The sequence below is a fragment of the Phaeovulum sp. genome (assembly GCF_030684035.1).
GTDB lineage: Bacteria > Pseudomonadota > Alphaproteobacteria > Rhodobacterales > Rhodobacteraceae > UBA6213.
The window spans coordinates 1-22,172 of sequence record NZ_JAUXPI010000058.1 but is presented as its reverse complement, the minus strand read 5'-3'; the positions used below and the strand labels follow the sequence as shown (position 1 = coordinate 22,172).

25 protein-coding genes and 1 pseudogene are annotated in these 22,172 nt (G+C 64.9%); 9 read left to right on the top strand and 17 right to left on the bottom strand.

From position 1 onward, the window contains the following. Window positions 1-148: 148 nt before the first annotated feature. Window positions 149-847: an SDR family oxidoreductase gene (locus Q8J98_RS13085; RefSeq protein ID WP_305294752.1), complete on the bottom strand. Its 699-nt coding sequence runs from the start codon at window positions 845-847 to the stop codon at window positions 149-151. A gap of 120 nt (window positions 848-967) precedes the next feature. Between Q8J98_RS13085 and Q8J98_RS13080 the strand changes: the two genes are divergently transcribed. After that, window positions 968-1,708, top strand: coding sequence for a glucose 1-dehydrogenase (locus Q8J98_RS13080; RefSeq protein ID WP_305294832.1), 741 nt, complete (start codon window positions 968-970; stop codon window positions 1,706-1,708). 66 nt (window positions 1,709-1,774) lie between these two features. Next, window positions 1,775-2,767, top strand: coding sequence for a P1 family peptidase (locus Q8J98_RS13075; protein ID WP_305294751.1), 993 nt, complete (start codon window positions 1,775-1,777; stop codon window positions 2,765-2,767). Window positions 2,768-2,834: 67 nt separating this feature from the next. Here the strand turns inward: Q8J98_RS13075 and Q8J98_RS13070 are convergent, their stop codons facing one another. Continuing rightward, complete coding sequence (locus Q8J98_RS13070; protein ID WP_305294750.1) at window positions 2,835-3,608, bottom strand: alpha/beta hydrolase; 774 nt, start codon at window positions 3,606-3,608, stop codon at window positions 2,835-2,837. A gap of 93 nt (window positions 3,609-3,701) precedes the next feature. Here Q8J98_RS13070 and Q8J98_RS13065 point away from each other — a divergent pair, with 93 nt between their 5' ends. Further along, a complete protein-coding gene (locus Q8J98_RS13065; RefSeq protein ID WP_305294749.1) occupies window positions 3,702-5,180 on the top strand; it encodes an NAD-dependent succinate-semialdehyde dehydrogenase in 1,479 nt (492 codons plus the stop codon). Window positions 5,181-5,258: 78 nt separating this feature from the next. On the opposite strand, the gene Q8J98_RS13060 is transcribed toward Q8J98_RS13065, so the two are convergent. Beyond that, on the bottom strand, window positions 5,259-6,026 hold the full coding sequence (locus Q8J98_RS13060; protein WP_305294747.1) for a DUF1013 domain-containing protein: 768 nt from the start codon (window positions 6,024-6,026) through the stop codon (window positions 5,259-5,261). A 122-nt stretch (window positions 6,027-6,148) separates the two neighbouring features. Between Q8J98_RS13060 and Q8J98_RS13055 the strand changes: the two genes are divergently transcribed. Further along, the gene (locus Q8J98_RS13055; protein WP_305294746.1) at window positions 6,149-6,784 is read left to right on the top strand and encodes a ribonuclease T2; all 636 of its coding nucleotides are present in this window, start codon (window positions 6,149-6,151) and stop codon (window positions 6,782-6,784) included. Here Q8J98_RS13055 and Q8J98_RS13050 read toward each other — a convergent pair. The 3 genes from Q8J98_RS13050 to Q8J98_RS13040 are packed head-to-tail and all read right to left on the bottom strand — an operon-like array spanning window position 6,781 to window position 8,695. Further along, the gene (locus tag Q8J98_RS13050; RefSeq protein ID WP_305294745.1) at window positions 6,781-7,083 is read right to left on the bottom strand and encodes an MmcQ/YjbR family DNA-binding protein; all 303 of its coding nucleotides are present in this window, start codon (window positions 7,081-7,083) and stop codon (window positions 6,781-6,783) included. The genes Q8J98_RS13055 and Q8J98_RS13050 overlap by 4 nt on opposite strands. Next, on the bottom strand, window positions 7,080-8,048 hold the full coding sequence (locus tag Q8J98_RS13045) for an NAD(P)H-quinone oxidoreductase (protein WP_305294831.1): 969 nt from the start codon (window positions 8,046-8,048) through the stop codon (window positions 7,080-7,082). The genes Q8J98_RS13050 and Q8J98_RS13045 overlap by 4 nt, the downstream gene beginning before the upstream one ends. Then, window positions 8,048-8,695, bottom strand: a complete 648-nt coding sequence (locus Q8J98_RS13040) for a COQ9 family protein (RefSeq protein WP_305294744.1) — start codon at window positions 8,693-8,695, stop codon at window positions 8,048-8,050. The genes Q8J98_RS13045 and Q8J98_RS13040 overlap by 1 nt, the downstream gene beginning before the upstream one ends. Window positions 8,696-8,802: 107 nt before the next feature. Between Q8J98_RS13040 and rpsU the strand changes: the two genes are divergently transcribed. Further along, entirely contained in the window at window positions 8,803-9,009 is a 207-nt protein-coding gene (gene rpsU / locus Q8J98_RS13035; protein WP_305183662.1) for a 30S ribosomal protein S21, read from the top strand. A 147-nt stretch (window positions 9,010-9,156) separates the two neighbouring features. Here rpsU and Q8J98_RS13030 read toward each other — a convergent pair whose 3' ends face one another. Beyond that, the gene (locus Q8J98_RS13030; protein ID WP_305294743.1) at window positions 9,157-9,615 is read right to left on the bottom strand and encodes an Lrp/AsnC family transcriptional regulator; all 459 of its coding nucleotides are present in this window, start codon (window positions 9,613-9,615) and stop codon (window positions 9,157-9,159) included. 140 nt (window positions 9,616-9,755) lie between these two features. Between Q8J98_RS13030 and ald the strand changes: the two genes are divergently transcribed. Beyond that, complete coding sequence (ald, locus tag Q8J98_RS13025; RefSeq protein ID WP_305294742.1) at window positions 9,756-10,874, top strand: alanine dehydrogenase; 1,119 nt, start codon at window positions 9,756-9,758, stop codon at window positions 10,872-10,874. A gap of 44 nt (window positions 10,875-10,918) precedes the next feature. On the opposite strand, the gene mscL is transcribed toward ald, so the two are convergent. Beyond that, the gene (gene mscL / locus Q8J98_RS13020; protein WP_305294741.1) at window positions 10,919-11,341 is read right to left on the bottom strand and encodes a large conductance mechanosensitive channel protein MscL; all 423 of its coding nucleotides are present in this window, start codon (window positions 11,339-11,341) and stop codon (window positions 10,919-10,921) included. A 129-nt stretch (window positions 11,342-11,470) separates the two neighbouring features. Between mscL and Q8J98_RS13015 the strand changes: the two genes are divergently transcribed. Then, entirely contained in the window at window positions 11,471-12,166 is a 696-nt protein-coding gene (locus Q8J98_RS13015; RefSeq protein ID WP_305294740.1) for a glutathione S-transferase N-terminal domain-containing protein, read from the top strand. Between the two features lie 20 nt (window positions 12,167-12,186). On the opposite strand, the gene Q8J98_RS13010 is transcribed toward Q8J98_RS13015, so the two are convergent. The 9 genes from Q8J98_RS13010 to pyk all read right to left on the bottom strand — a co-directional run bounded on the left by Q8J98_RS13010 (window position 12,187) and on the right by pyk (window position 20,847). Further along, window positions 12,187-13,797 carry a GMC family oxidoreductase gene (locus tag Q8J98_RS13010; RefSeq protein WP_305294739.1) on the bottom strand — a complete coding sequence of 537 codons (1,611 nt, stop codon included), beginning with the start codon at window positions 13,795-13,797 and terminating at the stop codon, window positions 12,187-12,189. A gap of 68 nt (window positions 13,798-13,865) precedes the next feature. After that, window positions 13,866-16,274 (bottom strand): phenylalanine--tRNA ligase subunit beta, encoded by a 2,409-nt coding sequence (pheT, locus tag Q8J98_RS13005; RefSeq protein WP_305294738.1) that lies wholly within the window; start codon window positions 16,272-16,274, stop codon window positions 13,866-13,868. Between the two features lie 232 nt (window positions 16,275-16,506). Beyond that, complete coding sequence (locus Q8J98_RS13000; RefSeq protein WP_305294737.1) at window positions 16,507-16,809, bottom strand: hypothetical protein; 303 nt, start codon at window positions 16,807-16,809, stop codon at window positions 16,507-16,509. A 76-nt stretch (window positions 16,810-16,885) separates the two neighbouring features. Further along, window positions 16,886-17,254, bottom strand: coding sequence for a DUF2513 domain-containing protein (locus Q8J98_RS12995; RefSeq protein ID WP_305294736.1), 369 nt, complete (start codon window positions 17,252-17,254; stop codon window positions 16,886-16,888). Then, the gene (gene pheS / locus Q8J98_RS12990; RefSeq protein ID WP_305294734.1) at window positions 17,251-18,330 is read right to left on the bottom strand and encodes a phenylalanine--tRNA ligase subunit alpha; all 1,080 of its coding nucleotides are present in this window, start codon (window positions 18,328-18,330) and stop codon (window positions 17,251-17,253) included. Before pheS ends, Q8J98_RS12995 begins: the two co-directional genes overlap by 4 nt. 125 nt (window positions 18,331-18,455) lie before the next feature. Beyond that, complete coding sequence (gene rplT, locus Q8J98_RS12985) at window positions 18,456-18,821, bottom strand: 50S ribosomal protein L20 (RefSeq protein ID WP_305294733.1); 366 nt, start codon at window positions 18,819-18,821, stop codon at window positions 18,456-18,458. A 12-nt stretch (window positions 18,822-18,833) separates the two neighbouring features. Then, entirely contained in the window at window positions 18,834-19,034 is a 201-nt protein-coding gene (gene rpmI / locus Q8J98_RS12980; RefSeq protein WP_305183652.1) for a 50S ribosomal protein L35, read from the bottom strand. A 112-nt stretch (window positions 19,035-19,146) separates the two neighbouring features. Beyond that, window positions 19,147-19,371: a hypothetical protein gene (locus tag Q8J98_RS12975; protein ID WP_305294732.1), complete on the bottom strand. Its 225-nt coding sequence runs from the start codon at window positions 19,369-19,371 to the stop codon at window positions 19,147-19,149. Between the two features lie 30 nt (window positions 19,372-19,401). Then, window positions 19,402-20,847, bottom strand: coding sequence for a pyruvate kinase (gene pyk, locus Q8J98_RS12970; RefSeq protein ID WP_305294731.1), 1,446 nt, complete (start codon window positions 20,845-20,847; stop codon window positions 19,402-19,404). A gap of 133 nt (window positions 20,848-20,980) precedes the next feature. Between pyk and Q8J98_RS12965 the strand changes: the two genes are divergently transcribed. After that, window positions 20,981-21,721 carry an N-formylglutamate amidohydrolase gene (locus tag Q8J98_RS12965; RefSeq protein ID WP_305294730.1) on the top strand — a complete coding sequence of 247 codons (741 nt, stop codon included), beginning with the start codon at window positions 20,981-20,983 and terminating at the stop codon, window positions 21,719-21,721. 177 nt (window positions 21,722-21,898) lie between these two features. Next, window positions 21,899-22,033, top strand: a pseudogene (locus tag Q8J98_RS12960) (IS3 family transposase); the annotation flags it as partial. Window positions 22,034-22,172: the final 139 nt, after the last annotated feature.

Sequence of the window (22,172 nt, the reverse complement as noted above, 5' to 3'; positions counted from 1 at the left end):
CTCCGGTGGAGCCTCGCCCGGCCCGATTGCCTGACGGCGCAAGCCGGTAGGCAAGGGGTTATCCGTCGGCTCAGGGTGCTGCCAGATCGGGCAAGAACAATCTCGCCGAAAGCCGAGAGGCTAGCCCGTTGCCCGCCATGCGCCGCGATCACACGGAGCGGGTAATTCCGCCATCCACCCGCAGGTTCTGCCCGGTGATGTAGCCCGCTGCGTCGGATGCGAGAAAGCTGATGACGCCGGCGATTTCCGCCGTGGTGCCATAGCGGCCCATCGGGATTTGCGCGCGCCTTTCGGGCTTTTCCGGCAGGCTGTCGATATAGCCCGGCAGCACGTTGTTGATGCGGATGTTTTCGGCCGCGTAACGGTCGGCGAAAAGTTTGGCAAAAGCTGCAAGCCCGGCGCGCGCCACCCCGGATGTGGGGAAAAGCGGGTCGGGCTCAAACGCCGCGAAGGTGGAAATGTTGATGATGACCCCGCCCTTTTGCGCCTGCATGATCGGGGTGACCAGCCGGATCGGGCGCACGGCGGAAAGGAAATAGACCTCTATCCCCCGGTGCCAGTCGGCATCGGTAAGATCGAGTATCGGGGCTTTCGGCCCGTGGCCCGCGCTGTTCACCAGCACATCGATACGGCCCCATTTTGCCATTGCGGCATCGACCACGCGGGCAACATCTTCGGCCGACTGGTTGGAACCGGTCACGCCAACGCCGCCAAGCGCGGTTGCCAGCGCCTCGCCCTTGCCCGACGAAGACAGGATCGCGACCCTGAAGCCGTCTGCCGCAAGGCGACGTGCCGCCGCCGCGCCCATGCCGCTGCCGCCCGCCGTGATCAGTGCTACCTTGTCCATCGCCCGCTCCTGCTGCAAACCTCTGGCATTGATGGCAGCCCGGGCGGGCGGGTGCAACATCGCGCTTGCGCTTGCCGCGCCACTGGGCAGGCTGGGGCAGCAGCAGTGAGCGGAGGAACCATGCGGCTTTCAGGCAAGACGGCGATCGTGACCGGGGCAGGCTCGGGTTTTGGCGCGGGCATCGCGCGGCGCTTTGCCGCCGAGGGCGCGCGGGTGATGCTGGCCGATATCAACCTTGCCGCTGCCGAGACGGTGGCGGCAGAATGCGGCGGGCGGGCACAGGCGGTGGACGTGAGCCTTGATGCGAGCGTGGCCGCAATGGCGCAGGCCGCAATGGCAGCCTGGGGAAAGATCGACATTCTGGTGAACAACGCCGGGATTACCCATTTGCCGCAGCCGATGGAGGCGGTGGCCGAGGCCGAGTTCGACCGGATACTGGCGGTCAACGCCAAATCGGTTTACCTCACCGCGCGCCATATCGTGCCGGCGATGAAGGCGGCGCGGGCGGGGTGCATTCTCAATGTTGCATCCACCGCAGGGGTTTCGCCGCGCCCGAGGCTGAGCTGGTACAACGCCTCGAAGGGCTGGATGATTACCGCGACCAAGGCGATGGCGGTGGAACTGGCACCCTTTGGTGTGCGGGTGAATGCGATCAACCCGGTAGCCGGCGAGACGCCGCTGCTGAAAAGCTTCATGGGCGAGGATACGCCCCAGATCAGGGCGAAGTTTCTGGCGACAATCCCCTTGGGGCGGTTTTCGACGCCCGAGGATATGGCCAATGCGGCGCTTTACCTTTGTTCGGACGAGGCGAGCATGGTGACCGGGGTGGCGATGGAAGTGGATGGCGGGCGCTGCATCTGAGGCAGCCGGGGGCTGCGCGCCCCCGGACCCCGCGGGATATTTTTCTCTGAAGCAGGGACGGGTAACATGAAACCGGGCAAGCGCAATCTGATCACCGATGTCGAGGGGCTGCTGGTGGGCAATGCCGAAAACACCCAGGTGCGGACCGGGGCTACGGTGCTTTTGGGCGCGCGGTCTTTCGTGGCGGCGGTGCAGGTGATGGGCGGCGCGCCGGGAACCCGGGAGACCGACCTTCTGGCACCCGACAAGCTGGTGCAGGAGGTCGATGCGCTGGTGCTTTCAGGCGGCTCGGCCTTTGGGCTTGATGCTGCCTCGGGGGTGGCCGACGGGCTGCGCGCGGTGGGGCGCGGGTTCGAGGTGGGCGGCATGCGCGTGCCGATCGTGCCGGGGGCGATCTTGTTCGACTTGCTCAATGGCGGCGACAAGGCCTGGGACGAAAACCCCTACAAGCGGCTGGGGCGCGAGGCTTTGGCGGCGGCGGCAGAGGAGTTTGCCCTTGGTTCGGCGGGGGCCGGGTCTGGCGCGATGACGGGAAGCTGGAAAGGCGGCCTGGGGTCCGCCTCGCTGGTGCTCGACTGCGGCATCACCGTGGGCGCGCTGGTCGCGGTGAACGCGCTGGGCAGCGTGACCGTGGGCGAGGGGCCGGAGTTCTGGGCGGCACCCTGGGAGATGGGCGCGGAGTTTGGCGGGCGGGGGCAGGCCCAGCGGTTCGATCCGGGCCATGAGCCGAGCCCGCTGAAACGGATGGGCGAGGCCACCACGATTGCCATTGTTGCCACCGATGCGGCGCTTACCCAGGCCCAGGCACAGCGCATGGCAACAGCGGCGCACGACGGCATGGCGCGGGCGATCGTGCCAAGCCACACCCCGTTTGATGGCGATCTGGTCTTTGCAGTGGCGACCGGCGCGAGGCCGCTGACCGATCCGATGGTGCAACCCTTCGTGCTTGGCCACGCGGCCGCAACCTGCCTTGCGCGGGCGATTGCGCGGGCGGTTTACGAGGCGCGCCCGATGCCGGGAGATTTGCAGCCTGCGTGGAAATCCCGCTTCGCGCACTGAAACTTCATTGCCCGAACAGACCGGAGGCTGAGGCCGAAAGGCCTCAGAGAGGCGCAGCCCCCCGGCCTCAGCCGATCAGCGCGCCGAGCAGCGGCGAGGTGCCTTCGAGCCCCTCGATCACGTCGAAGTGGTGGCGCGCGGGTTCCACCCGCAGCGGGCAGGCCCAGGCAGCAGCGAGCGCCCCGGCCTGCGCCAGAAATGCCGGGCGTTCGGCACCGCCGACCCAGATCCGCACATCGGTGTTTGCGCGGCGCGGCAGATAGACCGGGCTTTCGGCGGCAACCTCGGCGGCATCGAGCCGCAGCTCGGCCTGCATGGCGGTCAGCATCAAGGGCGCAAGGTCGGCCACGGGCGAGACCGGCACCACGCGGGCAAGGCGCGCGGCGAGGGGTGCGGGCAACACCCCTTCGCAAGCCATGCGCGCGGCAAGGTGGCCACCCGCCGAATGGCCCGCGAGGTGAATTGGTCCGGCAACCCGTGCCGCGAGCATCGCCACCGCCTGTGCCACCTCGGCGGTGATCGCCGCAATCCGGGCTTCGGGGGCAAGCGTGTAGGCAGGAAGCGCGCAGGCAAAGCCTGCCGCGAGCGCCCCGGCGGCGAGGTGCGAGAAATCTTCGGGGCCAAAACGCAGCCAGTAGCCACCGTGCACAAAGACCACGAGGCCGCGCGGAGTGCCTTTGGGCCGGTAGAGATCGGCCCAGTTTCGCGCGCCCCGGCCATAGGCCAGCCTTTCGGGCGGATGCACCGCGCGGAAGGCGGCGGCTTTGGCGGCCCAGCGCGGCGCATAGGCATCGCCACCCGGAATGAAGGCGGAATTCGTGTAGGCAGTATCCATATCCATGCCGCTTTCCCCTGCTGTCGGGTCGCCCGTTTGCTGGACAACCGCGCTTGCCCGTGCTTTTGCTCTGGCAAGCCACCGCCCCGGGAGGAAACCATGCTCGACACCGCCACCGACCTCAAGAGCCTCTTGCAAGACCCGAGCTTGCTCGCCACCCGCGCCTTTGTCGCAGGCGAGTGGATCGATGCAGACGACGGCACGACATTTCCGGTTACCAACCCGGCGCGCGGCGATGTCATTTGCCATGTGCCGAATCTGGGGCGCACCGAGACCGCCCGCGCCATTGCCGCCGCCAATCTGGCAATGAAGGAATGGGCGGCGCGCACCGGCAAGGAGCGCGCCGGAGTGATGCGCAAGTGGTTCGATCTGATGATGGCGAACCAGAACGACCTTGGGCTGATCCTGACTGCCGAAATGGGCAAGCCGCTGGCCGAGGCGAAGGGCGAGGTTGCCTATGGCGCGGGCTTCATCGAATGGTTCGGCGAGGAGGCGAAGCGGGTTTACGGCGAGACCATTCCCGGGCATCTGCGCGACAAGCGCATCACCGTCATCAAGCAGCCGATCGGGGTGGTCGGTTCGATCACGCCCTGGAACTTTCCGAACGCGATGATCACCCGCAAATGCGGCCCCGCGCTGGCGGTGGGCTGTGGCTTTGTCGCCCGGCCCGCAGCGGAAACGCCGCTGTCGGCGCTGGCATTGGCGGTTCTGGGCGAGCGGGCCGGGCTGCCAAAGGGCATCTTCGCGGTCATCACCTCGAAGCGCTCCTCGGACATTGGCAAGGAATTCTGCGAAAATCCGCTGGTGCGCAAGCTGACCTTTACCGGTTCCACCGAAGTCGGGCGGATCCTGCTGCGCCAGGCCGCCGATCAGGTGATGAAATGCTCGATGGAGCTTGGCGGCAACGCGCCCTTCATCGTGTTCGATGATGCCGATCTGGATGCGGCGGTGCTGGGTGCGATGGCGTCGAAGTTTCGCAACAACGGCCAGACTTGCGTCTGCGCCAACCGCATCTATGTGCAGGCAGGCGTCTATGACGCCTTCGCGGCAAAGCTGCGCGCGGCGGTGGCTAAAACGCGCGTTGGCGACGGGCTGCGCGATACCGTCGATTTCGGCCCGCTGGTGAACATGGCGGCGGTGGAAAAGGTCGAGGAACACATCGCCGATGCGATGGCCAAGGGTGCGCAGGTTGAGCTTGGCGGGCACCGGCACGCGCTGGGCGGCAATTTCTTCGAGCCGACGATTCTGACCGGCGTCACCGACCAGATGATAGTGACCAACGAAGAAACCTTTGGCCCGCTGGCCCCCTTGTTCCGCTTCGACACCGAAGAGGAAGTGATCGCCAAGGCGAATGCCACCATCTTCGGCCTTGCCTCCTACTTCTATGCCCGCGACATCGGGCGGGTAACGCGGGTGCAGGAGGCGCTGGAATACGGCATCGTCGGGGTCAACACCGGGATCATCTCGACCGAGGTTGCGCCGTTCGGCGGGGTCAAGCAATCGGGCCTCGGGCGCGAGGGCAGCCGCCACGGCATGGAAGACTACCTTGAAATGAAATACATCTGCCTGAGCATCTGATAGGGCACGTCTTCGCGACAGTGCCTGAACCGAATGGCCCGGGCGATGGCCCGGGCCTCTTGCATTCCTTGCTTCGCCTCAGCGGCGTTTGCCGCCCTTCTTGCCGCCCTTTTCCTCGTCGTCCTCGGCGTCGGTTTCGGCGTCGGGCAGGTTGAAGAAACTGTCGGCGTTCGAGAAATCGCGCGGTGCGGCGTATTCATCTTCGACGACACGCGTCACCGCCTCGATCCCCGCAAGGCGGGCGCTGGTGCCCATGTTCAGCGAGGTTTCGGTGGAGACAAGCTTGCGCCGCTCGTCATCGGACATGAGGCCACCCTCGGCGGCTTTCTTTTTCGCCGCTTTCTGCACTTCGGCGTCAAGCTCGGTCTGGCGGCAAAGTCCCAGCGCCACCGGGTCGATCGGGGTGATGTTGCCGATGTTCCAGTGCGAGCGGTCGCGGATGGAAGCGATCGTCGGCTTGGTGGTCCCGACCAGCCGCGCGATCTGCGCGTCAGCCAGTTCCGGGTGGAATTTCACCAGCCAATAGATTGCCGCAGGGCGGTCTTGCCTTTTGGAAAGCGGCGTGTAGCGGGGCCCACGGCGCTTTTCTTCGCCCACGGCCGAGGCGTTGAATTTCAGTTTCAGCACATGCGCGGGGTCGGCTTCGCCCCTGGCGATTTCCGCGGCATCAAGCTGGCTTGAAGAGACCGGGTCAAAGCCCTTGACGCCGGTTGCCACATCGCCATCGGCGATGCCTTGCACCTCCAGTTCGTGCATGCCGCAGAAATCGGCGATCTGCTTGAAGGTGAGCGTGGTATTGTCCACCAGCCAGACGGCGGTTGCCTTGCTCATCAGGGGCCGTGTCATCGGATCTCTCCTTTACAAATCTTTCCCGGGCCGGGAAAACGGCTGCGGCCTTGGCCGCCATTCCATTCTTCGGGGGAATTGACGCCCCTATACCCCCGATCCTGACGCGAGAAAAGCAAGAAATGCGCTACGCGATTGCCCTTCTGGCCCTGCTGGCTGCTACCCCTGGCCTTGCCGAAGGCGAGCGGGCGGGCGATTTTGACTATTATGTGCTCTCGCTTTCCTGGTCACCCAACTGGTGCGCGCTCGAGGGCGATGCGCGAGGCGATGACCAATGCGATGCGCGGCACGATTTCAGCTTCACGCTGCACGGGCTCTGGCCGCAATTTGAAACCGGCTGGCCAAGCTGGTGCCGCAGCGTGGAACGCGACCCGACGCGCAGCGAAACCGCAGCAATGGCCGACATCATGGGGGGCAGCGGCCTGGCGTGGTACCAGTGGCAAAAGCATGGCCGCTGCGCAGGTTTTTCTGCGCAGCAATTTTATGCTGTGGCGCGGCAAGCCTATGAAAGCATGGTAATTCCGGAGGTGTTCCGCAATCTGAACCGCGATGTGCGACTGCCCGCGCTGGCGGTGGAGGAGGCGTTTCTGGAGGCGAACCCGAAGCTGGAACGCAACATGATCACCATCACCTGCGACCGGGGGGCAATTCAGGAAGCGCGCATCTGCCTGACGAAAGATCTGACACCCCGCCCCTGCGTCGCCGATACCGCGCGCGATTGCCGGATGCCGAACGCGCTGATGGAAGCGGTGCGCTAGCTGCCTTCGCGGTGGGCCCCGGCGAGAAGGATCGCCATGTCGTCATCTCCGATCCGGTCGAGCATGACCGTCGTCCACCCCATGCGGCCCCAGCCGCCAGAAACCGGCGCGACGACGCTTTCGAGCCTTTCTGAATGCAATTCCTGTTCGTCTCGCGTGAGCTTGAGATTTGCGCTGCACCCGTCAGCCGCCAAAGTAGCGAAAATGATCCGCACCCGAAAGGCGTGCCGATCCATGTGCGCCCGCTCGACAACGCCGGGCAGCGCCAGAGCCATCTGGCGGAACGCCGCGGGCGTCATCCGACCTTCAGCACGATCTTGCCGATATGCGCGCCGCTTTCCATCCGCGCATGCGCCAGCGCTGCCTCGGCAAGCGGGAACTCCGAATCGTGCACCACCCGCACCGCGCCCGCTTCGATCAGGGGCCAGAGGTGAGTGCGCAGCGCGCGCGCGATCTCGGCCTTGGCGGCATCGCTTTGGGGCCGCAGCGTCGAGCCGGTCAGTGTCAGGCGGCGCAGCATGATTTGCGAAAAGTTGATCTCGGCCTTGGGGCCTTGCAGAAAGGCGATGTTCACCAGCCGCCCTTCGTCAGCCAAGGCCTTGATGTTCCGGTCAATGTAGCTGCCGCCCACCATATCGAGAATGAGGTTGGCACCACCCTGCCCACGCAGAACGCTCCCAAAATCCGCATCGCGGTAGTTGATGGCGGTGGCACCGAGCGCCTCGCAGGCCGCGCATTTCTCGGGCGATCCGGCGGTGGCGAACACCCGCGCGCCCAGTGCCCGCGCCACCTGGATCGCCATTGTGCCAATGCCGGAGCTGCCACCGTGCACCAGGAACCGCTCGCCCGCGCGCAAGCGACCGCGCATCACTACATTCGACCAGACGGTGAAGGCGGTTTCCGGCAGGCAGGCGGCATCGCGGAGCGAGGTGCCGCGCGGCACCGGCAACGCGTGCGCGGCGGGGCAGACTGCATATTCCGCGTAGCCACCGCCGGGCAGAAGGGCGCAGAGCGCATCGCCCTCGGCCCAACCGGCAACCCCCGGCCCGACCGCCGCCACATGGCCCGCGCCTTCAAGCCCCGGCAGGGTCGAGGCACCTGGCGGCGGCGCATAGGCACCGGCGCGCTGCAAGACGTCGGGGCGGTTCACCCCGGCATAGGCGAGCTTGATGACAATCTCGCCGTGCCCCGGCACGGGTGTTGGGCGCTGGCAGAGCCGCAACACCTCGGGCCCGCCCGGCGAGGCGATTTCGACGGCGCGCATCATGGCCGCTGCCTTTGCGGCGCATGGATGCCCGCAAGCAAGTCTTTCATTCCCGGCAACTCGATCACGCGGCCCTTGATCTTTTCAAACCGCAAGATGCCCTCGATTCGCCTCTCGATGAACTCGAACGTGTCGCGCTTGCCCTCCGAGGTGTCGCCCATCCAGTAAAGCACGGTGGCGGAATACACGCCCGAAAGTGTCATTCGCTTGGAATACCAGTTGAAATCGTCGCTGGCATCGCCCAGCGCCCGCCAGATCGCGTCGGCGGTGCCCCAGATCAGCGCCGCCCCGGTGGCGGCGTTCTGTGGCAGCGCAAAGACCGCCGCGGCGCGGCGCACATTCTCGGGATCGGCGACCTCAAGCCGAAGCCGGAGCGCAAGTGCCACCCGGTCGCGGTAGCGCCGCGCGGCAAGATCGGTTTCGGCCAGCCGCGCCAGCATCGCGGCATCGCCGGCGCGGTGGTAGGCAACCGCCAGATCGACCGCGCCGCGCGGGCAGATCAGCCGCGCCAAAGCCGGGTCAAACCCGACCGCTTCCACCGCGGCCTTGAACGCCGGCGCTGACCAGCCGTCAAACGGCACATAGGGCAGGATCGCCGCCAGAAGCTCGGCGGTTGCCGCACCCACATCAAGGGCAGAGTTCTTCATCGCATTCCCCGTTGCGCCCCGGCGGTGGACAAACCGCGCGCCCGCTGCTATAGGACCGCTTCCTGCAAATGCATGCAACTCAAACCTAGGAAGGTGGTGACAACCACATGCAGGTCAGCGTTCGCGACAACAACGTCGAACAGGCGCTTCGTGCTCTGAAGAAGAAACTTCAGCGCGAGGGGGTTTTTCGGGAAATGAAGCTCAAGCAACATTTCGAGAAGCCCTCGGTCAAGCGTGCCCGCGAGCAAGCCGAAGCGATTCGGCGTGCACGCAAACTGGCGCGCAAGAAGGCCCAGCGTGAAGGCGGTCTCTAGGCACCTGGAACAGCTGGCGGGGCAACCCGCAACGATCAGCCCCCGCTCCGGCGGGGGTTTTTCTTTGCCCGCTTGGGCGCGCTCCGCGGGGGATATTTCTTTCTGAAGCAGATGCTTCAGGTCAAATATCCCCGCCGGAGGCCAGCATCAGATCGGCAGCGCGGTGGTCTTGAACACCGTGCGCAACGCAAAGCTGGATTGCATCTGCGCCACGCCGGGCAGGCGGGCAAGATAGGCACGGTGGATGCGCGCGAAATCTTCGGTGTCTTCCGCGACCACCTTCAAGAGGTAGTCGGCGCTGCCCGCCATCAGGTGGCATTCGAGCACATCGGGGATTTTGCGCACCTCGCGCTCAAAAGCGTCCAGTACCTCGTCAGCCTGCCCGGAAAGGGTGATTTCCACGAAGACCGTGGTCGGAAAGCCGAGGCGGCGGGCATCGAGCAGCGCCACATAATCACGAATGTAGCCCTCGGCCTCAAGCCGCTGCACGCGGCGATGGCAGGCAGAGGCGGAGAGGTTCACCCGCTCCGAAAGCTCGGCATTGGTCATCCGGCCTTGCCTCTGCAGGGCCGCGAGGATCCGGCGGTCTGTCGCGTCAATTGTCATTTCGGCGCAGGTTTCTTCGATCAGGATGGCATTTTGGCGAAGATACCATTCAATTGCTGCGCTTGCACCACCGTTTTTTGCAAAGCAATTGCGCCGCTTCTGGCCCATCATGTCGGCAGGCGTCACATGAGGATTCTGCCATGAAGATCGGTTGCCCCAAGGAAATCAAGCCGCAGGAGTTTCGCGTTGGCATCACGCCGAACGCGGCGCACGAGGCGGTGCTGCACGGCCACGAGGTGCTGATCGAGACCGGTGCCGGAATGGGATCGGGCTTCGCCGATGCCGATTATGTCGCGGCGGGCGCGAAGATCGCGGCGAGTGCCGAGGCGGTCTTTGCCGCCGCAGAGATGATCGTGAAGGTCAAGGAACCGCAACCGGCGGAACGCGCGCGGCTCCGGCAGGGGCAGGTGCTGTTCACCTATCTGCATCTTGCGCCCGATCCGGCGCAGACCGCCGATCTGCTGAAATCGGGGGCCACCTGCATTGCCTATGAGACGGTCACCGATCGCATGGGCGGGTTGCCGCTTCTGGCACCGATGTCGGAAGTGGCGGGGCGGCTTGCGCCGCAGGTGGGCGCATGGACGCTGCAAAAAGCCAATGGCGGGCGCGGCGTGCTTTTGGGTGGCGTGCCCGGCGTGGCACCGGCAAAGGTGGTGGTGATCGGCGGCGGCGTGGTAGGAACCCACGCGGCGCGGGTGGCGGCGGGAATGGGTGCCGATGTCACCGTGCTCGACCGGTCGCTGCCGCGGCTTCGCTACCTTGACGACGTGTTCGGCCGCGATTTCAAGACCGCCTATGCCAGCGCCGGGAACATCGCCGACCTTATCGTCGAGGCCGACATGGTAATTGGCGCGGTGCTGGTACCGGGGGCCGCGGCACCGAAACTGATCAGCCGGGCGCAGTTGAAAACCATGAAGCCGGGTTCGGCGCTGGTTGATGTTGCCATCGATCAGGGTGGCTGCTTTGAAACCAGCCACGCCACCACCCACCAGGACCCGATCTACGAGGTTGACGGCGTACTGCACTATTGCGTCGCCAACATGCCGGGCGCGGTGGCGCGCACCTCGACGCTGGCGCTTGGCAACGCGACCCTGCCCTTCATGCTGGCACTGGCCGACAAGGGCTGGAAGCAAGCCTGCGCCGATGATGCGCATCTACTGGCGGGGCTGAACGTGCACGCGGGCAAGCTGACCTATGCCGCTGTCGGCGAAGCGCTGGGCCTGCCCTTCATCACGCCGCAGGCCGCGTTGGCGATGTGACGCGGAAAGGCCCGGCCGCAAGGACCGGGCCTTTTCCTTCGGCGCTACTTTTGCAGCGCGTCGCGGATTTCGATCAGCACGTCAAGCTGGCTCGGACCGCTTGGCGCAGCCGCCGCCGCGGCCTCTTTCCTTATTGCCGCGTCTTTCACCCGGTTGACCATCTTCACCAACAGGAACACCACGAAGGCGATGATCAGGAAATTGATCACTGCGGTAAGGAACGCGCCATAGGCAAAGACCGGCGCGCCGGCATCGCGTGCGGCGGCAAGGCTGCTGAATTCACCTTCGCCAAAGTTCACGAACAGGTTGGAAAAATCCATGCCGCCGGTTACCAGCCCGATGATCGGATTGATGAGATCGGCGACGAGCGACGTGACGATGGCGGTGAGAGCCGCGCCGATGATGATACCAACGGCCATATCCATGACATTGCCCTTGGCGATGAAGTCTCTGAATTCCTTGATCATGAACTGTCCCCAGCCGTTGCCGCGCCCTTCGTGGGCGCTGTGCCAAAGCTACCACAGCAATGTGCGATTTCCAGCCTTTCACAGCGGGGAATTCGTGCCTAGTTTCCCCCTGAACAACAGGAGCACCCGATGACTGACCTTTCTGCCTTTGCCATCACCCGCCGCTGGTCGCCACGCACGCCAGGCGCGATACAGCTTTATTCGCTGCCGACGCCGAACGGAGTCAAGGTGGCGATCGCGCTCGAGGAAATGGGCCTTCCCTATGACGCGCATCTGGTAAACTTCGCCACCAACGACCAGATGAGCCCGGAATTCCTCTCGCTCAACCCCAACAACAAGATCCCGGCGATTATCGACCCCGAAGGGCCAAATGGCGCGCCGCTCGCGCTGTTTGAAAGCGGTGCGATCCTGATTTATCTTGCCGAAAAGTCGGGCAAGCTCATGCCCACCGCGAACCGGTATGAGGTGCTGCAATGGCTGATGTTCCAGATGGGCGGCATCGGGCCGATGTTCGGGCAGCTGGGCTACTTCCACACCTTCGCGGGAAAGGAAATCGAGGACCCGCGCCCGAAAGAACGGTATCGGGCCGAAACCGAGCGGCTGTTGAAGGTGCTTGACGGTGCGCTTTCGGGGCGCGACTGGATTGCGGGCGACTACAGCATTGCCGATGTTTCCATTGCACCCTGGCTTCGTACGCTGCGCGATTTCTACAAGGCCACCGAAATAACCGGCTGGGACAAGCTGAAGAACGTGCCCTCCTATCTTGACCGGTTCCTTGCCCGCCCCGCCGTGCAGCGCGGGCTGGTGCAGCCGCTGCGCCCCTGAAATGCTGCGTCAATGCTGCGTCAATGCTGCGCTTCGCTGCGCAGCATTTCTGCTGCCTTCTCGGCAATCATGATGGTCGGCGCGTTGGTGTTGCCGCCGGGAACGCGCGGCATCACCGAGGCGTCGATCACCCGAAGGCCCGCAATTCCGCGCAGGCGCAGCGCCGGGTCAACCACGGCCATCTCGTCGCCGCCGATGCGGCAGGTGCCGACGGGATGGTAGATGGTATCGGAACGCGCGCGGATGTCGGCCTCCAGCGCCGCTTCGCTTCCGTCGTGCGGATAAAGCCTCGGGCCGCGCCAGGGTGCCAGGGGCGAGGCATCGAGAATTTGCTCCAGCTTGCGCGCGGCGCGCAGCAGCAGCGCCATGTCGCGCGGGTCGCTGAGATAGCCGGGGTCGATGCGCGGCGCCCGCGCCGGGTTGGCCGACTGTAGCCCGACCGTGCCGCGACTGAACGGGCGCAGCGCGCAGATATGCGCCGAATAGCCATCGGCCAGGTGCAGGCGGCGCATGTGCTGATCGACAATGCCGATGACGAAGTGAATTTGCAGATCGGGGCGCGCCAGCCCCGGCTCGGAGCAGATGAACGCCCCGCCCTCGGCCATCGGCGAGGCAAAGAGCCCCTCGCCCGAGCCGCGCCATTTCCACGCTGCCCGCGCCAGCCGCGCCAGTCCCGCCGGATTGAGCCCGACCACATCCGGGCGCAGCGAGCGGTGGCTGATGATGTAGTCGAGATGGTCCTGCAGGTTGGCACCGACGCCGGGCAACGCATGCGTGACCGGCAGGCGGTGCGCCCTGAGTTCGTCCTCGGGGCCAATGCCCGAGAGCAGCAGCAGTTGCGGCGAGCCAAAGGCTCCGGCCGAAAGGATCACCTCGCGCCGCGCCGCGATGCGGCGCTGCACAAAGGCCCGCCGCACCAGCACCCCAGTCGCGCGCCCGCCTTCAACCAGAACCTTTTCCACCCGCGCATGGGTCAGGATGGTCAAGTTCGGCCGTCGCATCACGGGGTGCAGGTACGCCGCCGCCGCTGAACAGCGTTCGCCCTTGCGCGCGCCGTGGTGAAACTGGGTCACCTGATAAAGCCCGGCACCCTCCTGCCGGGGACCGTTGAAGTCTTCGTTGCGCGGCACATGCGAGGCTTCGCAAGCATCGACAAAGGCACGGGAAATGCGGCGCGGCGCATTCTGATCGGCGACCTGCAAAGGCCCGTCGCCGCCATGCAGCGCATCGGCACCCCAGGCGTTGCCTTCGGCCTTGCGGAAATAGGGCAGGCACGAGGCCCAATCCCAGCCCTCGGCGCCAAGCTCGGCCCATTCGTCGTAATCCGCCGGGTGGCCGCGCGTGTAAAGCATGGCATTGATCGCCGAGGAACCGCCGAGCGCCTTGCCGCGCGGCTGAAACCCGCGCCGCCCTTTCAATCCAGCTTGCCGAATGGTGCGAAATGCCCAGTTGTGAATCGGCGGCCGCCCCGCAACCATTGCCGCCACCAGCGCCGGGGCGCGCACGAAGATGTCGTTCCCCTTGCCACCCGCTTCGATCAGGCAGACCGAAACCCTTGAATCTTCCGAAAGGCGGGCCGCCAGCACTGACCCCGCCGAACCGCCGCCGACAATGACGTAATCAAAAACCACCGGCCCCCTCCCAGTATGGGCGGAGCGTCGTGCTTTCGTTGCATCAAGGCAAGCGTCAGCGCGCCGCACTAGCTGCGCAGCGCGCCACCTGTGGCTTTTGTGACCTTTTCGATAATGCGCGCCGAAACCGCCTCGATCTCGGCCTCGGTCAGGGTCTTGTCGCGGGGTTGCAAGCGCACCGAAAGTGCGATCGATTTCTTGCCCGCGCCCATCTGCGCCTCGGCCTTGTCGCCGGTGAACTGGTCGAACACCCGTACCGATTCGATCAAGCCCTTGTCGGCTCCGGCGGCGGCGTTGACCGCCACCAGCGCTTCCACGCGCGCATCGACGACAAAGGCAAAATCGCGTTCGACAGCTTGCAGATCGGAAAGCTCCAACGCAGGGCGGGTGGGGGTTTTGAGTTTCGGGAAAGGCACCTTTTCAGCGTAAAGCGTGAAGGCGACCGCAGGCCCCTTTACCCCCATGTCGCGCAACACGCGCGGGTGTACCTCGCCAAAGGCACAAAGGGTGTTTGGCCCGAGTGCCATCGCGCCCGAGCGGCCAGGGTGCCACCAGACGGGCAGCTTGCGGGTGATCTGCATGCGGGTCGGCGCGCCAACCGCCGCCAGCACCGCCTCGGCATCGGCCTTGGCATCGTAAAGATCAACCGGGCGGCGCGAACCGAAGGCATCGCGCGGGGCCGAGGCACCGACCAGAAGCGCGGTGGCCTGCAACTGTTGCTCGCCCGGCTCGCCGCCGCTGAAGGCGGGACCGACCTCGAACAGCGCGAGATCGGCAAAACCGCGCGCCTGATTGCGGGCGGCGGCGGCCAGCAGGCCCGGCAGCAGGTCGGGGCGCAGATGGGTCATTTCCGACGAGATCGGGTTTTCGATCAGGCAGGCATCCTGCCCGCCGCCAAAGAGCCGCGCAGAGGCCGCATCAATGAAGCTGTAGCTGACGCATTCGTTGTAGCCCAGGGCCGCCAGCATCCGCCGCGCCGCCTTTTCGCGCATCTGCATCGGGGTCAGGATCGGCTTTGGCACGCCGGTGGTTTCGCGCGCCAGCGGACGCCCCTTGAGCTTGGTCAGCGAGGCGATGCGCGCCACTTCCTCGACCAGATCGGCCTCGCCCAGCACATCCGGGCGCCAGCTTGGGGGCGTGACCATGTTGCCTTCGATGACAAAGCCCAGCGCCTCCAGCGTGGCGCGCTGTGTTGCCTCGGGAATTTCCATCCCCACAAGGCTTTGCACCCGCGCGGGGTCAAGCTTGTAGGCGCGGCGGGTATCGGGCACCGCACCATCCATGGCAATGTCGCTGGCCTCGCCGCCGCAAAGCTCGAGCACCATTTGCGTTGCCAGTTCCAGCCCCGGCAGGGTGAAGGCGGGGTCCACGCCGCGCTCGAAACGGTAGCGCGCATCAGAGCTGATCTTCAACGCGCGACCGGTGGCGGCAATGGTGATCGGGTCCCAATAGGCGGACTCAACGAACACATCGCGCGTGGCCTCGGTGCAGCCAGAATGCTCGCCCCCCATGATCCCGGCAAGGCTTTCGGGCTGTTCGTCATCGGAAATCAGCATCATGCCGGGGCGGAGCGTGTAGGCCCTGCCATCAAGCGCCAGCAGCTCCTCGCCGCCCTTGGCGGGGGCAATGTGCAGGCCGCCCTTCACCTTGGCGGCGTCGAACACATGCAGGGGCCGGTTCAGGTCATAGGTGAAGAAGTTGGTGATATCGACCAGCGCCGAGATCGGGCGCAGGCCGATTGCCAGCAGCCGCTGTTGCAGCCATTGCGGGCTGGGGCCGTTGCTGACACCGCGGATAAGGCGGCCGGTGAACAGCGGGCAGCCCTTGGCCTTCAGCGCGGGGTCGATGGTAACCGAAATCGGGCAAGGAAAGCCGCCCGGCACGGGTTCGATTTCGAGCGGTTTCAGCAGCCCGAGGCCGCGCGCTGCCAGATCGCGCGCGATGCCGCGAATGCCAAGCGCATCGGGGCGGTTGGGGGTAATCTTGATGTCGATCACCGGGTCCACCACCTCGGGGCGGTGTTCGGCCAGCCAGTCGGTGAATTTCTGCCCGATGTGGCCGCCTTCCAGCTCGATGATGCCGGTGTGCTCGTCGGAAAGCTCAAGCTCGCGTTCCGAGGCCATCATGCCGTGGCTTTCGACGCCCCTTATCTTGCCGACGCCCAAGGTCACGTCGATGCCCGGCACATAGTCGCCGGGTTTGCAGAGCACCACGGTAATGCCCGCCCGTGCATTGGGCGCGCCGCAGACGATCTGCTTCAGCCCCTCGTCGGTTTCCACGATGCAGACCCGCAGCCTGTCCGCCTCGGGGTGCTGGATGGCCGACTGGACACGCGCGAGGGTGAAGGGGGCGAGCTTCGCGGCGGGGTTCGTGACCGCCTCGACCTCAAGGCCAAGATCGGTCAGGGCATAGGTGATTTCGTCGAGCGTGGCCTCGGTTTCGAGGTGATCGCGCAGCCAGGAGAGGGTGAGTTTCATGTCAGGCACTCCAACGGCACGGGGTGCCGGGGGGAAGAATAAGTCGCATCGCATGGCTCGGAAATGAGGGCAGCGCCCGAACCGAGGGGTGGGCGTGAAGCGCCCGCCCCGTGGGGGCGGTTCGGGCGCTGCCCGGTCTGGCGACCGGGCGGAAGGGGGGTGCGGGGGGTCATCGGGCTTCTCGCCTCGCCCAGGCGTGACATCGGCGCGCTATTTAATATAGTTCTGGGTCTCATTGTTCTTCCTGACCCTCTAACAAATTGGCAATTTCGAAGAGACGTTTCTGGTACGCCTCCGTTTTTCTGTTTAGATACCAATAGCGGGCAGCCGCGACTGAAATAACAATGAATACTCCTCTCCAATCGTTAACATAGACATTGAACAAGAAGCCCGCAACAATCACCGCGATCGTCGTAAAACCTGCGGTCAGCATTGCAGACGTAACTGCATTGGCGCCTTCGAACGAGGCTAATTCCGGATTTTCTTTCTTTAGTACTTGCCGGGCTATTTCTAATGATTTCGAGAAATCGCTCATCGACTTGACCCTACAGGCCCAGACGACAGATCGTCGACCGCAAACCAATAATGTTGTAGCCAGAAGCGCAGCATTCTCATAACTCGATCCCTGTGTGCTGAGATATCTTCTTTTTTAAGAATCCCATCGCCAAGGCCTTTACAATCTCGACAGTTGCGCTTCCGCCGGTGTCACGCACCGCATCCTTGGTCCTCGACCAGATACCGTCATCCCTGACTGCATCAAGAAAATCATGACCCTGCGATGTCATGCGAAATACACCTGCCTCGGCAATGCCGCCAGTGAAGCATACCAAGTAGCCTAAATCGCAAAGTAAATGGATATGATATTGACGGGAGTTTCTTTCGGGCGGCTCACCGGAAATTTTCGAAATTGGAAACTGCCATTCGTCAGAACTCTCGAACTCGAATAGAAGTTTGCGAATAAGATCATCATCCCGTTTCACCTGCTCAACCCCCCATGCACCGTCGGCACATCCCCTGCGGCAAACCCATAATGCCTTAGCCACCGCAGGTCGCTCTCAAAGAAAGCCCGCAAGTCGGGGATGCCGTATTTCAGCATTGCCAGCCGGTCTATCCCCATGCCAAAGGCAAAGCCCTGCCACTCAGTCGGGTCGACCCCGGCGGCGGTCAGCACCTTGGGGTGGACCATGCCCGACCCCAGCACCTCCAGCCAGCCCGACCCCTCGCCGATGCGCAACTGGCCATTCACCCAGCTGCACTGGATGTCGACCTCGGCCGAAGGTTCGGTGAAGGGGAAGTGCGAGGCGCGGAAGCGGGTGCGCACCTTGGTCTCGAAAAAGGCGCTGAAGAACTCTTCCAGCGTCCATTTGAGGTTGGCCATCGAAATGTCGCGGCCTATCGCCAGCCCCTCGATCTGGTGGAACATCGGCGCGTGGGTCTGGTCCATGTCCATGCGGTAGACGCGGCCCGGCGCGATCACCCGGATCGGCGCGCCCTGCGCCTGCATGGCGCGGATCTGCACCGGGCTGGTGTGGGTGCGCAGCACATGCGGCGGGCGCGGATCATCCGCCGCGCGCGCCATGAAGAAGGTGTCGTGTTCCTGCCGCGCCGGGTGCTCGGGCGCGATGTTGAGCGCGTCGAAGTTGAAGAAATCGGATTCCACCTGCGGCCCCTCGGCCACCGCAAAGCCCATGTCGGCGAAGATCGCGGTGACTTCCTCCATCACCTGTGAAACCGGGTGGATGGTGCCGGTGCGGCGTGGCCGCGCGGGCAAGGTGACATCGAGCCATTCGGCGCTGAGCCGCGCATCAAGCGCCGCATCGGCCAGCCCCGCCTTGCGGGCGCGCAGCGCTGCGTCGATCTCGTCCTTGAGCACATTGAGCCGCGCCCCCGCCGCCTGCCGCGCCTCGGGTGCCATGCCGCCAAGTTCGCGCATCAGAAGGCTGATCTCGCCTTTCTTGCCCAGCGCCGCCAGCCGAAGCTCCTCGAGCGCGCCCTCATCCGCCGCCGCCGCGATGCCAGCCAGATACTTGCCCTTCAGCGCCTGAAGATCGGACATGATACTCTCCTAGATTTCGCGCCTTCGTGCTAGCGGCGGGGCGGCGTGAATGCAAGCGCACCCAAATGAAAACCCCGCGCCGGGCCATTGGCCAGCGCGGGGTTCTATTCGTTCCGAAACGGGAATTACGCGGCCAGCGCGGCTTTCGCTTGCGTGACGATGGTGCCAAAAGCCTCGGGTTCGTGCACGGCCAGATCGGCCAGCACCTTGCGGTCAACCGCGATGCCCGCCTTTTCCAGCGCGTTGATGAAGCGCGAATAGGTCATTTCGGCATCGAAGGCGCGCACCCCGGCGTTGATCCGCTGAATCCACAGCGCGCGGAAACTGCGCTTGCGGGCCTTGCGGTCGCGGGTGGCGTATTGCATCGCCTTGTCAACCGCCTGGGTCGCGGTTTTGAAGTTGCGCGAGCGGGCGCTGTAGTAGCCGGCGGCGGCCTTGATGACTTTCTTGTGGCGGGCGTGCGTGACGACGCCGGATTTAACGCGAGACATGGTGCATTCTCCTCAGCGGTCGTAGGGCATGTATTTCTTGACGATCTTCGCATCGGCAGCGCACAGCAGCATGGTGCCGGTCGCGTTGCGAATGAAGTCCGTCGAGCGTTTGATCATGCCGTGACGCTTACCGGCGACGCCAGCCTTGACGCGCCCCGAGGCAGTCATGCTGAACCGCTTCTTGGCAGCGGATTTGGTCTTCATCTTGGGCATTTTCATCTCCTCTTGCGAGTGTGTGAACACGCGACTCGGCATGCCACTTGGGCCGGACGCGCGGGATTGAAGTGGGGCCTATACGCGGGCGGGCGGCGCTTGGCAAGGGGGGCTAGTTCAGAAGCCTTGCAAAAACCTGCGCGAAAACATTGGGGATCTGCGAGGCGGTGTAGCCGCCGGGTTTGGTCACGATCGCCACCAACACCAGCGCCCCGCCAAGCACCAGCCCCACGGCGGCGGCGCGGGGCGCGCGGCTGTCGCTGAAGGCGGCAACGATCGACGGGATCGAAAGGGCGGCAATCATCAGCCCGATTACCAGAAGCAGATCACTGTCCATGTGCCGCACCCCTGCAAGCAATGGGCAAACCTACTCCGGATCGGCGCTGAAAATCAATCTTTCGTCGCAAGGCGCGACCCGCAGGATGTTGGTGGTACCCTGCACGTTGAAGGGCACGCCCGCGATGACCACGATCTTGCCGGTTTCGTCGGCAAAGCCGAAATCGCGCGCGGCGCGGGCGGCGTTTACCACCGCCATCTTGAAGCGCTCGACCTTGTCGCAGCGCACCGTGTGCACACCCCAGGTCAGGCAAAGCACCCCAAGCGTGGCCGGTACCGGTGACAGCGCCACAATCGGCACGCGCGGGCGTTCGCGCGCAACCAGCGCCACGGTCTTGCCCGACTGCGTGTAGCAGCAGATTGCCTTGATGTCGGTGGTTTCGGCAATTTCGCGCGCCGCCGCCACGATCGCGTCGGCAACGGTGCGGCGGTCGGCCTTGCGGCTCGCCTCGATCACCTCGCGGTATGTCGGATCGCTTTCAACCGATATCGCCACCGCGTTCATCGTTGCCACCGCCTCGACAGGGTAGCGCCCGGCAGCGCTTTCGGCGGAAAGCATCACCGCGTCGGCACCCTCGTAAATCGCGGTTGCAACGTCGGAAACCTCGGCGCGCGTCGGCATCGGGCTTTCGATCATGCTCTCAAGCATCTGCGTTGCGACGATCACCGGCTTGGCGACGGTCCGGCAGGCGCGTACCAGCCGCTTCTGGATCGGCGGCACGGAATGCACCGGCAACTCGACCCCAAGATCGCCGCGTGCAACCATGATGCCATCGGAAACCGCGAGGATCTCGGTGAAGGCCGCGACCGCGGAAGGCTTTTCGATCTTCGAGAGGATCGCGGCGCGGCCACGCGCCAGCGCGCGCGCCTCGATAACGTCTTCTGGGCGCTGCACGAAGGAAAGCGCCAGCCAGTCCACCCCCATCTCGCAGGCGAATTCGAGATCGGAGCGGTCTTTCTCGGAAAGCGCCGCTACCGGCAGCACCACGTCGGGCACGTTCACGCCCTTGCGGTTGGAAATCGTGCCGCCGGTGGTCACGGTACAATCGGCAAAATCGGGGCCGCAGGCATTCACCCGCAGGCGGATCTTGCCATCGTTCACCAACAGGCGCGCGCCGGGGGTGAGGGCTGCGAAGATCTCGGGGTGGGGCAGGCTTACCCTGTGGCCATCGCCCTCGGCAGGGTCGAGATCAAAGCGGAAGGGGTTGCCCTCCTCCAGATCGACCGCGCCATTGGCAAACACGCCAACGCGCAGCTTTGGCCCCTGAAGGTCGGCCAGAATGGCGATCGGGCGGCCGGTATCGGCTTCGATCTGGCGGATGATATCGCGCCGCGCGCGTTGATCAGCCTGGCTGCCGTGGCTCATGTTCAGCCGGAACACATCGGCCCCGGCCTCGAACAATGCGCGGATCGTGGCATAGTCACTGGATGCGGGGCCGAGCGTGGCCACGATCTTCACATTGCGAAGGCGTCTCATGCTGCCTCGGTCTCCGGGCTTTGGGGTTCACTCTTGGGGTCGGCGGTGGTAATGGCGCAATTCGCGCGACAAGGCAACAGGGCTGGTGTTTGCGCTACCACTTGTAAGTATCGGGCAAAAAGGCAAACGGCGCATGACTGAAACCGCCTACCACATTCTCGGGGAAGAGCGCCCGGGGCGCTGGCTGGTAAGCTGCGATCATGCCTCGAACCGGGTGCCGGACTGGTTGGGCGGCGGCAGCCTTGGCATCGCGCCCGAAGACATGGCCCGCCACATCGCCTATGACGTTGGCGCAGCGGGAGTGACGCGGCGGCTCGCCGAAAGGCTTGATGCACCCGCAATTCTCTCGGATTTTTCGCGCCTGGTGATCGACCCGAACCGGGGCGAGGGCGACCCGACCCTGCTGATGCGGCTTTACGATGGCACGATCATTCCGGCCAACCGGCACGCCGACGCGGCAGAGCTTGAAAAGCGGATGGCGGCACTTTACCGCCCCTATCACGCCGCCTATGCCGAACTGGCCGCGCGGCGGCCCGACACGGTGATCTGTGCAGTGCACAGCTTTACCCCCTGCCTGCGCGGACGCGCGCGTCGGCCCTGGCCGGTCGGCATCCTCTATTCGCACCGCGACACGCGCCTTGCGCTGCCGCTGATAGCGGCACTCGCCGCCGAGGGGCTGAACGTGGGCGACAACGAACCCTACAGCGGCCATCTCGACGGCGACGCGATCGACCGCCACGCGCTGGCCCCAGGCCGCCCCAACGTGCTGATCGAGCTGCGCAACGACCTGATCGCGCATGAGGATGGCCAGATCGCCTGGGCCGAGCGGCTGGCACCGGTTCTGGAGCGGGTGCTGGCGGCAAGCGGGCTTTAGATCGCCGCCTTGCGCGCTTCCTCAAGGTAAATCTCGCGCAGGCAGGCAGCAACTGAGCGCGCATTGTGCACTCACAGTCGCGTTGGCGCTTGTGAGCTGGTTCCGGAAATCGGAACAGCCGGGATAGCTGGATTTTCCGTGCAACAGCGGCATGTTGCGGCGAGCAAGGAGAAGACCTTGGCAAGACGACCACGGCGGAACCACTGCCCGGCATTCAAGGCGAAGGTGGCGGTGGCCGCGATCAAGGGCGGGAAGACGCTGATCGAGTTGGCGCAGGATTTCGACATTCATCCGAACCAGATCAAGCAGTGGGGTAGTGCCCCATTTGGTGGTGTATGAGCGCCAACCCTCGGAGAGGCTCGGTCTCGATCAGGCGGCCACGGCGGGCAGCCTATGGTTGGGAGTATCCGTGATGCGGGCGAGGGATTCCAGCCCCATGTAGCGCCGCGCC